Annotated in this window: 12 protein-coding genes; 6 read left to right on the top strand and 6 right to left on the bottom strand. The window is 60.2% G+C overall.

Annotated features, from left to right (window positions below; genetic code table 11):
* Nucleotides 1-15 precede the first annotated feature (15 nt).
* Nucleotides 16-1,221: a hypothetical protein gene (locus KHO30_RS02930; protein ID WP_211699991.1), complete on the top strand. Its 1,206-nt coding sequence runs from the start codon at nucleotides 16-18 to the stop codon at nucleotides 1,219-1,221.
* Here KHO30_RS02930 and KHO30_RS02925 read toward each other — a convergent pair.
* From KHO30_RS02925 to KHO30_RS02900, 6 genes are all read right to left on the bottom strand, one after another.
* Nucleotides 1,218-2,663 carry a CHASE2 domain-containing protein gene (locus KHO30_RS02925; protein WP_211699990.1) on the bottom strand — a complete coding sequence of 482 codons (1,446 nt, stop codon included), beginning with the start codon at nucleotides 2,661-2,663 and terminating at the stop codon, nucleotides 1,218-1,220. The genes KHO30_RS02930 and KHO30_RS02925 overlap by 4 nt on opposite strands.
* A 37-nt stretch (nucleotides 2,664-2,700) precedes the next feature.
* Entirely contained in the window at nucleotides 2,701-3,315 is a 615-nt protein-coding gene (locus KHO30_RS02920) for an OmpA family protein (protein ID WP_244179336.1), read from the bottom strand.
* A gap of 10 nt (nucleotides 3,316-3,325) precedes the next feature.
* Nucleotides 3,326-3,715: a FecR family protein gene (locus KHO30_RS02915; RefSeq protein WP_244179337.1), complete on the bottom strand. Its 390-nt coding sequence runs from the start codon at nucleotides 3,713-3,715 to the stop codon at nucleotides 3,326-3,328.
* 293 nt (nucleotides 3,716-4,008) lie between these two features.
* A complete protein-coding gene (locus tag KHO30_RS02910) occupies nucleotides 4,009-4,428 on the bottom strand; it encodes a c-type cytochrome (protein WP_211699988.1) in 420 nt (139 codons plus the stop codon).
* A complete protein-coding gene (locus tag KHO30_RS02905) occupies nucleotides 4,421-6,013 on the bottom strand; it encodes a flavin monoamine oxidase family protein (RefSeq protein WP_211699987.1) in 1,593 nt (530 codons plus the stop codon). The genes KHO30_RS02910 and KHO30_RS02905 overlap by 8 nt, the downstream gene beginning before the upstream one ends.
* Nucleotides 6,014-6,412: 399 nt before the next feature.
* Nucleotides 6,413-7,510, bottom strand: a complete 1,098-nt coding sequence (locus KHO30_RS02900; protein ID WP_244863920.1) for a LacI family DNA-binding transcriptional regulator — start codon at nucleotides 7,508-7,510, stop codon at nucleotides 6,413-6,415.
* A gap of 209 nt (nucleotides 7,511-7,719) precedes the next feature.
* Here KHO30_RS02900 and KHO30_RS02895 point away from each other — a divergent pair, with 209 nt between their 5' ends.
* From KHO30_RS02895 to KHO30_RS02875, 5 genes are all read left to right on the top strand, one after another.
* On the top strand, nucleotides 7,720-8,778 hold the full coding sequence (locus tag KHO30_RS02895) for a fatty acid desaturase (RefSeq protein WP_211699986.1): 1,059 nt from the start codon (nucleotides 7,720-7,722) through the stop codon (nucleotides 8,776-8,778).
* 15 nt (nucleotides 8,779-8,793) lie between these two features.
* Nucleotides 8,794-9,117 carry a non-heme iron oxygenase ferredoxin subunit gene (locus KHO30_RS02890; RefSeq protein ID WP_211699985.1) on the top strand — a complete coding sequence of 108 codons (324 nt, stop codon included), beginning with the start codon at nucleotides 8,794-8,796 and terminating at the stop codon, nucleotides 9,115-9,117.
* An 84-nt stretch (nucleotides 9,118-9,201) separates the two neighbouring features.
* Entirely contained in the window at nucleotides 9,202-10,236 is a 1,035-nt protein-coding gene (locus KHO30_RS02885; protein ID WP_211699984.1) for a sugar ABC transporter substrate-binding protein, read from the top strand.
* A gap of 26 nt (nucleotides 10,237-10,262) precedes the next feature.
* Nucleotides 10,263-11,132, top strand: a complete 870-nt coding sequence (locus KHO30_RS02880; protein ID WP_211699983.1) for a sugar phosphate isomerase/epimerase family protein — start codon at nucleotides 10,263-10,265, stop codon at nucleotides 11,130-11,132.
* 26 nt (nucleotides 11,133-11,158) lie between these two features.
* A complete protein-coding gene (locus KHO30_RS02875) occupies nucleotides 11,159-12,265 on the top strand; it encodes an S-(hydroxymethyl)glutathione dehydrogenase/class III alcohol dehydrogenase (protein ID WP_211699982.1) in 1,107 nt (368 codons plus the stop codon).
* The last annotated feature ends 21 nt before the right edge of the window (nucleotides 12,266-12,286 follow it).

The following is a 12,286-nucleotide window of genomic DNA, read 5'->3' as shown; positions in this document are numbered from 1 at the left end:
TCCTAGGAGACAGGCATGAAGAACTTCTTGATGCGGATTGCGCTGCCGCTCGTGTTGGCTGCGAGCGGGGTGCAGGTGTCCGTTGCCGCCGACGCGACGGCCCAACCGAATGCCGCAGCGGCAGAATCGTGGAACAAAGGAGCGCGCTTCCGGCACGACGAGGTGGCGGTCCTGTTCGTGATGGGGCAGAGCAACAGTGCCGGTCTTAACGGCCTGCCCACGGATCTGACGTTGACGGGAGCCTCGGGTGCAGGCGCGGGCACCGGCGGGATGCCGGCACCCAATGTATGGGGCATCCGCAACGACGGCTGGAGCAACATCGCAGGTAACGCCGACGGGTCGGGTGCGCCATTTACCCAGCCGATATCCGCGATCGATCACGTGTCGTGGGTGAACTGGTCGGACAGCACGTCGTCCGACATGAATCTCGGCTACTACGGCGGCAGCGGAAATGCCGCCGATTTCGCCGCGTACGCGTGGCAGTCGGCGATCAATGCAGGCGAGCCGCTGCCCGATCTGTACATCATTCATATCGGCTGGGGCAGCCAGGGCGTGGACGTCGCAGACGATGCGTTCAGCGGCTGCTGCGGCTGGACGGTGCATGGCGTTAATCTCTGGCAACCCCTGCTCGATGCAAGCAAGACGCCGACGTATGCGCTTGCACCGTTCGCGCGCCGCATGATGTATCTAGGGCTGAAACAGATCCTCGCGACTGGCAAGAAGCCGCGCATCCTCGGCCTGGAATGGAACCAGTGGGAGGCAGAAGCTGCACCGCTGAATTCGGCCGGCAACGCAACGACGATTCGTCGCGCGCCGCAGAATTACGCTTACCTGTTCAGCAGTTTCTTTGCCGCGGTGGGTTCGACCTTCCCGGTGCTGATCGTGAAGCCGTTGTCGACCGCTTACGACAACGTCACCAACGCGGTCGCGCCTTATAACCCCGCCGCGCTTGCGTCGATGCAGAAAGTGTTCGGTGGCTTCGTCGACGCGAATCCTCGCATCTTCAGTTTCGCCGACGCATCGCAATCGCCGGACTGGAATGGACAACCGCCTAGCTTCGGTATTTTCCAGGGCGGTACGTTAGGTGGTGGAGACGGCAGCGTGCACTACAACCTGGACACGCAGAAATGGTTCGGCGAGCAGGCGCTTGCATCGTGCCTCGGGCAAGCTCGATCTTGTGGGCCGCGCATCACCGATCTTCCGAGGCGTCTGCCGAATTAACGAACGGATCGCTCCGCGGCCTCCGTTCTCGTTTGTTCATTGGAGCGGAGTAACGCGGGCGACAGGAAGCAGCCCATGACCGCAGACAGAATAATGAAAATCGAGGCCGCATCGACGAGCAGCCCAAAGCGGATAAAAACAAAGTAGCAGCACAGAAGATTCAGCAGATGCAAGCTGATACCCACAGCGGCGACACCCTTCGGGACAACTCTGATGAACGTCGCGAACCGAGATTGGGGACGAGGCACATACCAGATGATCAGCAACCCGAACGTCATGATGAAGGCGCATTCGGCCCATTTCAGCCACGTGGGGCGGCGCAGAAACCGTCCCTCGACAATCGTCTCGATGACCTGCGCCTGAATCTCGATACCCGGCACCAGTTCTCCCAGCGCCGTCGTGCGCATGTCGGTCACGCCGGCACCGGTTAGTCCGACCAGCACCAGTTTGTCCCGGATCCGTTCCGGATCGACTATTCCCTGCATGACGTCGCGTGCCGATACGTAGCGGCTCAGCGTCGACCGAATGGACGCGAAGTGCAACCAGATGTCCCCTCCGGGCTGCGTGGGCACCAGCACATCGGCGACACCCACCGCTTGCACGCCCGAGGTATCCGCAAAGACGTCAATCGCCGATGAATCCGTGGCAACGCGGAGCATTTCCATCGGCAGACTGGGGACCAGTTTCTCCCTCAACCCCGTGATGAGCGGAATGTGCCGGACTACGCCTTGTTCGAGCGCTACGCTCAGCATCGCCTGCCCGCGGGCCGCCGCCTGCAGTTCCGGCAGGCTGCCGAGAACATAGTCGAAACGCGGCACGTAGCCCAGCGGGTCGGTGCCATGAACGCGGATCGGTGCGCTTCGCAGATCGGTGCGGGTGCCGAACGCAGCATGATCGAGCGCCGCGGCGCCCAGTATGGTCGGCGCTGCGCGCAACGATCTCGCGAGAATGGCTTCGTGACTGGGCAGCGCCCGCAGGCCGGCGGCCAGCGCCGCAGCCGTTTCCGGCAGATTGCCCGCCACCTTGTCGGGAGAAGTCTGATCCGGCTCCGGCATGTAAATGTCGAGACCGATCGCCAGCGGTTTCAGCGCCGCGATGGCATCGATCAGGTTCGCGAGTCGATTTCGCGGCCAGGGCCATTGGCCGACGGTTGCGAGCGTCTCCTCATCTATCTCGACAATGGTCACCGGCTGAGCCGTCGGAACCCGTGGGTAGTGACGTTGATACTGATCGAACAGAATTTGCCGGGCTGTTTTAAAGGAGTCGGGAAGCGTTTCATCGAGCGTGTCGACGAAAGCTGGACGTGCTATATCGCTCGGCCATTCGCTGCACAGGTTGAGCAGGCTCAGGCCGAACAACACCGCCAGTGCCACCGGACGCCCCTGGGCCACCCTCAGCAGATTCCTGATCCGGGCGTGCCATGGGTCGAAATAGCGTTTCATCGACGGAAAGCCATTCAGCGCCGATGACTGGCGCGGGTCATTGGATTGTGATGACTGCGCGCCGGTTCATGCGATTGGGAACACCATCTGCCGTGGGCACCAGTGGCTCGCGCTTGCCCCGGGCCGCGGTCTCTATTTGCTGGGCAGGGATGCCTTGCTTGATCAGGAACGCTGCAACCGTCTTCGCCCGCTGCATGGAAAGTTGGTCATTGAATTCCTGAGAGCCCGCCAGATCAGTATGACCGACCACCACGAGCTGCGGCGCGGGCCACGTCGCCAGGACGGCTTTGAGCTGTTTAACCGTGGCCGTCGACTCAGGGGCCAACTCCGTAGCGGAATCAAAGAGAAAAAAGATCGTGAATGCCTGGGGACGAGGCGGCCGGGCCGCAAGTAGCGCGCCATATCGTGTCTCCACGGTGGCCTGGCTATCCATCGTTTTTTCGATGGCGCCGCCCTTGGTGACGTCGGCCTCGGCGTAGGCCTTGTCTATTTTCTGTTCTCCGGTGGCGCTGTGGACAATGACCGCGCCGACTTTGCCATCGGGATCCGGCAATAGAATAATTTTGTCCGGCGTGCTGCACGCGGCGAGGAACGGCAGCAGGATGCACGCTGCGGCAAAGGCCAGCCCGTAATGTCGAATTGCAGCCTTCAACGCGCCCCCCTTATTTATCGCCAACTTCGATGATGAATTCGGTGCCGCGCACGCCCAGCGTGGTAGTCGGCGTGCTGAAGCGGACCGCATCCGGATTCGCCTTCGCCAGCTTCCCCGAAATCACAGCCAAGGAACCGCGTTTGATGGAGGCGTCGAGCACCCCGTCATGGGTCGTGGTGTTGAACGCGAATTTGTTGAGCTCGAGGATGGTATTGGCGCCGGCAGAGAGTTGGGTGGCGTCACGCAGCGTGATACCGACGGAAGATTCCGCGCCGGTCACGATGCGATCGCTGCCGTAAACCTCGCTGCCGATGGCCGCACCCGAATTCCCTCCAGCCCGCTCGATCTGCACCGTACCCTTAAGAGTCTTCACGACGCCGGCAGCATCGGCGGCAAGCACATTCGCGACAGCCGTGCATCCGCAGGCAAGAATCAAGGCATATCTGATGGTTCGAAGACGCATCGGTGGCACCTGATTGCGTAAAGTTGCTTTCCGCGGAATAGTGCGGGGGCCCCGATGTCGACCTGGTGTTGTGCGCGATCATTCCCCATTGCTCGTCGAGCTGGGGCTTTTGAAGGACATGCAGAAATACGGCGCTGGATGTCCGGTGGAGATCTGTCTGCTGCACCGAACAGAGTATGGACCCGATTCAAATCACTCTGTGCGCTTCCGCGCATTTCGTCAGACACTTCTCAGCGCAGGTCTTTGACCTGGCTCGGCGTGACGTCTCCGGCAAATCTATTGCCGAAGTGGGTTCTCGTGTAGTTGACGACAGCGGCGACCTGATCGTCATTCATCTCGTCGCCAAAGGATGGCATCGCCTTTCGGCCGCGCAGTACGTTGATGATGACGTAGGGTGCTGCTCCGACTGCCGGGTTGTCAGCAAGCGCTGGGTAGTGACCCGCGCCCTGCGCGCCTTTTCCATCGGGCATATGGCATCCCGCGCAGGTCGCGTTGTAGAGCGCTCCGCCGCTTTTTTCGGTGAAGCGATAGCCCGGCGAAATCGTGAAGGCGTGTGGGGCGTCCTGTGCCGCAGTCTGAGCCGACACCGTCGCGGCACCCGACAGCCAGGCCATCAGCATCACGCGGAGGATCAGCGTCGGCCTATCCATTGACGATTCTCCGATGCAAGCGAGTGATCGCATCCAGCGACGACAGCACGGCGCCTTCCTGCCATGCCGGGACATGGGAAGCGTGCTCTCCGGCAAGGACGATCCGTCCGTCGATCTGGCAGAGATTCGCGTAATGCGCTTCTCTCAACGCCTCCGTCCATGCGGCGAAGCAGCCATTCGTGAACGGTGATCGGCTCCAGCTCATCGCGAAGCCGTTCTGATACTCGCGCGCGTACTGCGGATGAATCTGGCTACCCTGGCTCAGTGCCACTGCGATCCGCTCGGCAGGAGGGAGCGCACCCATCTCATAGCTGGCGGGCCCCCACATGTAGGCGCCCAGCAGCACCGCGGGACCGGTCGATCCGTAACCTGTTGCCGGATAGCCGATCGTCGAGATCGGCAGGTTCGTATACGTAATGCCGCCGTAAATCTGCTCGTCTTCTTCCCAGAATCGCCGGCCGAATTGCAAGCCGATTTTCACCGATGTCTCGTATGGCACCGCGTCGATCGCGGCGCGCATGGCCGGGCCGACCGCAATGTCGATCTGACTCAGAATCGAGAGCGGGATCGTACACACCAGCCAATCCGCGTGCGCGCTCCGTTCGGTTCGGGTGGTCGTATCGGTATAGCGCACTGTGACGCCTTGCTCGTCCTGCAAGATGGCTGTGACTCTGGCGTTGAACGCTACGGCGCTCGCGACCTGCGAATAAAGCGCGTGGGCAATCCTGTCCATCCCGCCGACGGGCTGAAAAATGCTGCTCTGGAAATCCTGCTCGTTCCCAGACGAGAGCCAATGCCACAAACGCGATGCAAGCAAAGGGTCGCGCGGGAGCAGATTCGACGGCACGGCATTGGGCATCAGGCCGCCGCCATCCGCGGTCGCGAATCCACGGCGTTCACTGCTTCGCTGGCCCGCCTCGTAGCTCCCATCCCGACCGAGTGCACCCCATTGGCGCAGGGATTCGAGTAGCAGATGTGCATCGTTGGCTGACAACGCATCATCGAGTGCGTCCTTGCGGATTGCTTTGGAAAGGAGCTCGGCGATATAGCCTTGATAGTCGGTCTGCACCGCCCGGAATCGTTGCGGCTTGCCGTCGAAGGCCTCCGTCGAATGCAGATAGGCGTTGTAATTGACCTGGATGAACGGCTCGAGCGGCACCTTCAGGCGCTTTGCGTAGTCGAGTACGCCCTGGTGGTGATATGGAATGCGCCACGGCCCTGGGTTCAGATAAAGCCCGTCAGCGAACTCGCAGTTCTGGGTGGCACCGCCGAGTTCGGTATAACGATCACCGCCCCTGACAGTCCAGGCCCGACCACCTGCGCGGTTGTTGTACTCGAGCACCTGCACGTGGTAGCCCGCGTTCCTCAACTCAAAGGCCGCGACGAGGCCGGCCATGCCCGCGCCGAGCACGAGAATTCGCGTTCCTTTGGGTGCGCCATCGAGTCTGATCGGTCCGGCGTAGGTCGAGGGAGCGGCAAACCCCAACGTGCCCATGCCTTGCATCATGGCGGCCGCGCCAAGGTTCTTGCCGATCAGCGTCAGCAGGTGCCGGCGGCTCATCGCATTGGTGGTCATTCTCGACATAAGGACGTGGTGCCCCGACTGGAGAGAAACGATAGCGAATGAAATCAGATGGCGTCCCAGATTGCAAAGGCCAGAGTCATCTGGATTTGTATGTCTGGGGATTGCGTTCGGGTGTGTTGCAGCGGCTAGTTCATTCTATGCGATCGCCCGTGCGACTGTCCGTTGCCAGGACGGCAGACTGCGACCTGTCGGTCGGGCTCGCCCGGAAGCGTGAGACGGTAGCCGGCCAGATACTGACATTCGGAAAATTCGTTCGAACGTCCGCTCACTGACTGTCAGGAGTCGTCGGGCTTCAACGGCTTGACGCGCTTCCGTAACGATGCCCTCATGGACTCTGTGTCACGTCCCGCCCGGAGGTATGAGATAGAAGCCCAAAAACATACTTTCCGTTGATATAAATTAGTACAACGAGTAACGCGAATACGTCTCTATCGGGATGATCGCTTGGGCGGGAACCGGTCGGGCTTCACAAGCACTTATCAAGTGCTCGACAGCTGTTCGCAGCATGAGTCGAAGGTCCTGGGTCAGCAAATAGTCAATCGCGTCGGCCCGCAAGAGCGGCTCCGTGATGCGGTTAACTTCGTGAGTCACGTAGACCGTCTGGCCCGCCAGGCTGTATTCCCGCAGCGCGGCCGCCAGCCCTTCGTTGCCACCCGCGACGTTGTAGATGCCATCGAGCTTGCCGTGCTCGTCCAGAAAGCGCCGGGTTGCCTCATAGGTCGCAGCGCCCGAATCAGCGCCCTTGATGACCTCCACGAGGTTCACGTTCGGGAACCGCTGCCTGATCAGAGAACGGAAACCGATCTCGCGGTCCTCGTGGCAGGTATAGGAAAACGTTGCGACGACCACGGCGACGTCGGGCGATGGGTGCGCCTGCAAATGCCGGCCGATGAGAAACGCCGCGGATTGCCCTGCAGCGCGGTTATTGACACCTACGTAGGTGTGACGGGCATCGGCATCGACATCCGTAACAAGCGTCACGACCGACTTGCCAGCGGCCATACATTTGCGCAGGGCTGCGGTTGTGGCCGCCGTGTTCGTGCAGATGATTGCAATACCGTCCGCCTCATCAGCCGCGACGCTCACTTGCGCTGCCACGTCGTTATCGGAAACACCCACGCAGTTCACGACCTCAAGCCGCGCTCCTGCCGCGGCGAAGTCATCTTCGAGTTCGGCCGCGCATCGCATCAGTTCCTCTGTGAAAGCGTCCCCGGCCTGCGCGAGCAATCTGAAGGCGTAATTCCGCTGCGCGACAGGAATCGCCAAATGTGCCGGGGATCCAGCATCCAGTTGCCGCAGCGCGGCGTCGACAGCGCTGCGCGTACGTGGGTGCACCCCCGGTCGGTTGTTCAGCGCGCGATCGATCGTCGCCCGGCTGAGCTGCGTCATCTCCATCAGTTGTTTGAGGGTCGGCTTGCCTTTCATCGTGCATTCCCATGGGTCGAAGCGCGGAACCAGCGCATGGCTGGCATTTTGCCTCAAAAAATGAGTCTTCATGAGACATGACGTGAGTCAATGCTACGCAATCAGGCAGCCAGGCGAATACAGTCGGCAGGGCGGGGACCATGGAATACCCTAAATAGCTCAATATGAGGCATATTAGTCTTTGACGATGGCTCATAAAGAGCCTTAAATGAGCTCAATTGTGATCAATGCTTCATCTCACATCTCATCGTCAAACCGATTTCTCGTACAGGGTGCGACTCATGTCCGACCAGCAAGACAGCAGGAAAACGATCACCATGGACGACTGGTATAAATGCCGGCTCGACAGAAAGGTGCTCAAGGACGTCACACGGCGCAACGACTCCGCCGCGCTGCTTCGTTTTAGCGGATTCATTGGGCTGGTGGTGGCAAGCGGCGCGCTCGCATGGTTCTCGCTCGGTTCGCTCTGGTGCATACCGGCGTTTCTTCTCTACGGCACGCTGTATGCATTCGCCGAGGCGATGGAACACGAACTGCGCCATCGCACGCCATTCAAAAGCGAATGGCTGAACGAGTCGGTGCATTGGCTGATCTGCTTCATGACTTGGCGTGAGCAGATTTATAGCCGCTGGTCGCATGCGCAACATCACACTTACACGCATCTCACCGCAACGCTCCCCACCGACGTTGAAATTGCGGTCAAGCGGCCACCGAATTACCTGAAGCTCGCCACAGATTTTCTGCGTGTTTCGCACGGCATTCATCACCTGGGCAACATCGTCCTGCATAGCTTCGGCATCGTATCGAAGAGCGCCAGGGCCGTTGTTCCGCCCACCGAATTTCGTGCAATGTTCCGCAATTCGCGTGTGATTCTGGCGCTGTACATTGCCGTCGCCGCGTGGGCGATCGTGGCCCACAGCTGGTTGCCGGTCATTTTCCTGCTGCTGCCTCGCTCCTATGGCGCCTGGCTGCACGAACTGCTGGCCATTACGCAGCACACGGGATTACGTGAGAACGAACTCGACCACCGCTTCTCGACACGAACGATCAAACTCAATCGCGCTCTGCAGTTCCTCTACTGGAACATGAACTACCACGTCGAGCATCACATGTTCCCCAACGTGCCTTTCCACGCGCTGCCGAAACTGCGCAAAGCGATCGAGGCCGATCTGCCGCCGGCATACGAAGGACTCTTCAACGCTTGGGGAGAAATCTTCCACGTCTTCCGGATGCAACGACACGATCCGGACTACATGATTACGCCGTGCGTACCGGGCAAGTCGCCATACGTCGCGGCAGAACACGACACCGCCGCGCCGCTTGCGGCCCAGGTACGCTAACCGGGAACAGATGCAATGAATATCCTGCAATGGCATCAGGTCTGCACGTGCGATGACATCGACGAAGAGGACGTCATCGAGTTTCGTCATGACGACAAGCTGTATGCGATCTATCACACGCCGAGCGGCTTTTACGCAACCGCCGGTCTTTGTACCCACGAGACGGCGCGCCTCACCGAAGGTCTCGTGTTCGGCGAGATCATCGAATGTCCGATGCACATGGGCCGTTTTCACATTCCGTCGGGCGCGGCAAAAGGCGCGCCCGTCTGCGTGAATCTGCTTACTCATCCAGTGAAGATCGAGGACAACAAGGTTTTCATCGGGTTGGCAGGCGATTGACCGCCGCGCCTCGGTTGAGAGGCGCGGCTCCCCCTGGCCCGTATCGTCATACTGGCCAACAGAACGGTATATACGGAGACAGCTATGCAATCCACCATAGGGAAGGCGCTTTGTCTGACCGCCACAGTGTTGAGCCTGGGACTATGTACCGGTGCTTTCGCGGACCCCGTCGCTCATTTTGATTTCATCACGCACGCGCCGGATTCGGATGCGTGGTGGAACACGGTCAAGAATGGCATCAGACAGGCCGATCAGGATTTCAACGTACAGACCGACTACCGGAATCCGCCAAACGGGGACATCGCCGACATGGTGCAACTGGTCAACCAGGCGGCCGCGCGCAACTACGATGGCGTGGTGTTGACGATTGCCGACTACGACCTTCTCAAAGGAGCCGTCACGAAGCTGAAGGCGAAGAATATCCCGTTCATTACCTCCAATACCGGTACGGAGCAGCAGAGTGCCGATCTCGGCGCCATCATGCATGTGGGTCAGCCGGAATACCTGGCAGGCAAGGAAGCGGGGCTGCGTGCGAAGGCGGCCGGCATCAAGACGTTTCTGTGTGTGAACCACTATGCGACTAATCCGCTCTCGTTCGAGCGCTGCCGCGGATTCGGAGAAGCCATCGGTGCGGACACGAAGGCATCTTCGCTTGATGTCGGCACCGATCCAACCGGTATCGAAGCCAAAGTGAGTGCCTATTTGCGTGCTCACCCGGATACGCAGGCCGTGTTGACGCTGGGACCGACGTCCGCCGACCCCACCATTCGCGCCGTGACCAAAATGGGGCTCGCCGGCAAGATCTGGTTTGCGACGTTCGACATTGATCCTGACGTTGCCAAGGCGATCAAGGACGGCACCATCAAGTTCTGCACCGATCAGCAACCCTATCTGCAGGGCTACATTCCCATCGCAATGCTGGCGATCATGCACAAGAATCACAACACGAATGTCGTAGCCGCCCGTACGGAGCTCGAAAAGGATCCGAAGTTCATGAAGCGCCTGGAGTCCTATGGACTCAAGCCGGTCTACGAGGCGCGCAATATCAGCTCGGGACCGGGCTTCATTACGCCGCAGAACATTGAGAAGGTGTCGGCGCTGGCTGGCAGCTACCGTTAAGCCCAGTTGCTTGCCGAGGAGGTCCAATGAGTCAACGCCTGCTGGTGTTTCAGTCAGTGTGGGCGATGGAGCGTCGCCATACCGACGGCTACGAACGCACGCTTGAAGAGAACGTGCGGATGATTGCCGCTGCGGGCTTCGACGGCGTGAGTGCGCACTATACCGACCGGGCGTCTGTTCAGCGGCTGGCGCAGTTGCGCGGGCCGCATGGACTGCACGCAGAAGGCCAGTGCTTTCCACGGACGGTGGACGACTTGCAGCCCGTGCTCGAAAATGCCGCCGAGTTTGGGGTTCACCACATTGATCTGCAGCCCGACGTGCGTCCTCGCACAGTCGCAGAATGCGTGACGCTGCTCGATGGGTGGCAGCGGCTGGCGGAACAGGTCAACTTCCCGGTCTACATTGAAACGCACCGCGACCGGATGACCACGGACTTGCATTTCACGCTCGATCTGCTCGACGCGCGGCCCGATCTTAAGTTGCTGGGTGACATTTCGCATTACCTCGTGGGGCGTGAATTTGCATGGCCCGTGTCCGACGAAAACCACGCGCTGATGCACCGCATCCTCGACCACTCATGGGCATTTCACGGACGCGTCGCGAGCCGTGAGCAGGTGCAGATCGAGCTGTCGTTCGAACCGCATCGGATGTGGATCGACCTGTTTCTCGACTGGTGGCGCTATGGCTTTGCGTCGTGGCGCCGGCGAGCGGGTCCTGACGACACGCTGGCGTTCACCTGTGAGCTCGGTCCCAAACCGTACGCGATTATCGGACGCGATGGCAACGACACGACCGACCGGTGGGCAGAGTCACTGCTGCTGCGCGACTGGATACGCGAGGTATGGGAAGAATTGCAGCTCGCTGCAACGCTCACGGGTAGCGCAATCCCCGAATAACAACTGCATCACTAGAGGACGGCAGGATGAAAACCAAAGCAGCAATCGCATGGAAAGCCGGCGCCCCGTTGACGATCGAAGAAGTGGATCTGGAAGGTCCGCGCGCCGGTGAAGTCCTGATTGAAGTGAAAGCGACGGGTATCTGCCACACCGACTACTACACGCTCTCGGGCGCCGATCCTGAAGGCATCTTCCCGGCGATTCTCGGTCACGAAGGCGCGGGCGTGATCGTCGATGTGGGCCCGGGTGTCGGCACGTTGAAGAAGGGCGACCACGTCATTCCGCTGTACACGCCTGAATGCCGTCAGTGCAAATTCTGTCTGTCGCGCAAGACCAATCTTTGCCAGGCGATCCGTTCGACGCAAGGCAAGGGCCTGATGCCCGATGCCACGTCGCGTTTCTCGCTGGATGGCAAGCCGCTGTTTCACTACATGGGCACATCGACCTTCTCGAACTACATCGTCGTGCCGGAAATCGCGGTCGCGAAGGTGCGTGAAGACGCGCCGTTCGACAAGATCTGCTACATCGGCTGCGGTGTGACGACGGGCGTCGGCGCTGTTGTGTATTCGGCGAAGGTCGAAGCGGGTGCGAACGTCGTGGTGTTTGGTCTCGGCGGCATCGGTCTGAATGTGATTCAAGGCGCGAAGATGGTCGGCGCGGACAAGATCATCGGCGTCGATATCAACCCCGGCCGCATTGAACTCGCAAAGAAATTCGGCATGACCCACTTCATCAACCCGAATGAAGTCGAGAACGTGGTCGACCATATCGTGCAACTCACCGACGGCGGCGCGGACTATTCGTTCGAATGCATCGGCAACACCAAGGTGATGCGTCATGCGCTGGAATGCACGCACAAGGGCTGGGGTCAGTCGTTCATCATCGGCGTGGCGGCGGCGGGCGAAGAGATCAGCACGCGTCCGTTCCAGTTGGTGACGGGCCGCGAGTGGAAGGGTTCGGCATTCGGCGGCGCGCGCGGCCGCACGGATGTGCCGAAGATCGTCGACTGGTACATGGAAGGCAAGATCAATATCGACGACCTGATCACGCACCATCTGCCGCTCGAGCGCATCAACGAAGGCTTCGACCTGATGAAGAAGGGTGAATCGATCCGCTCAGTCGTTCTTTACTAGGCGAAGGCGGTCACTCTCGAA

Source organism: Paraburkholderia aspalathi (genome assembly GCF_905220735.1).
In the GTDB taxonomy this organism is placed as follows: domain Bacteria; phylum Pseudomonadota; class Gammaproteobacteria; order Burkholderiales; family Burkholderiaceae; genus Paraburkholderia; species Paraburkholderia aspalathi.
Note: the sequence above shows the minus strand (reverse complement) of the source record. Positions and strands in the feature narration are given on the sequence as shown.

Excerpts from the sequence above, each read along its gene's own strand:
- KHO30_RS02930 (WP_211699991.1), top strand. The coding sequence starts at position 16 with ATGAAGAACTTCTTGATGCGGATTGCGCTGCCGCTCGTGTTGGCTGCG.
- KHO30_RS02905 (WP_211699987.1), bottom strand. The coding sequence starts at position 6,013 with ATGTCGAGAATGACCACCAATGCGATGAGCCGCCGGCACCTGCTGACG.
- KHO30_RS02900 (WP_244863920.1), bottom strand. The coding sequence starts at position 7,510 with ATGAAGACTCATTTTTTGAGGCAAAATGCCAGCCATGCGCTGGTTCCG.
- KHO30_RS02880 (WP_211699983.1), top strand. The coding sequence starts at position 10,263 with ATGAGTCAACGCCTGCTGGTGTTTCAGTCAGTGTGGGCGATGGAGCGT.
- KHO30_RS02910 (WP_211699988.1), bottom strand. The coding sequence starts at position 4,428 with ATGGATAGGCCGACGCTGATCCTCCGCGTGATGCTGATGGCCTGGCTG.
- KHO30_RS02875 (WP_211699982.1), top strand. The coding sequence starts at position 11,159 with ATGAAAACCAAAGCAGCAATCGCATGGAAAGCCGGCGCCCCGTTGACG.
- KHO30_RS02925 (WP_211699990.1), bottom strand. The coding sequence starts at position 2,663 with ATGAAACGCTATTTCGACCCATGGCACGCCCGGATCAGGAATCTGCTG.
- KHO30_RS02885 (WP_211699984.1), top strand. The coding sequence starts at position 9,202 with ATGCAATCCACCATAGGGAAGGCGCTTTGTCTGACCGCCACAGTGTTG.
- KHO30_RS02895 (WP_211699986.1), top strand. The coding sequence starts at position 7,720 with ATGTCCGACCAGCAAGACAGCAGGAAAACGATCACCATGGACGACTGG.
- KHO30_RS02890 (WP_211699985.1), top strand. The coding sequence starts at position 8,794 with ATGAATATCCTGCAATGGCATCAGGTCTGCACGTGCGATGACATCGAC.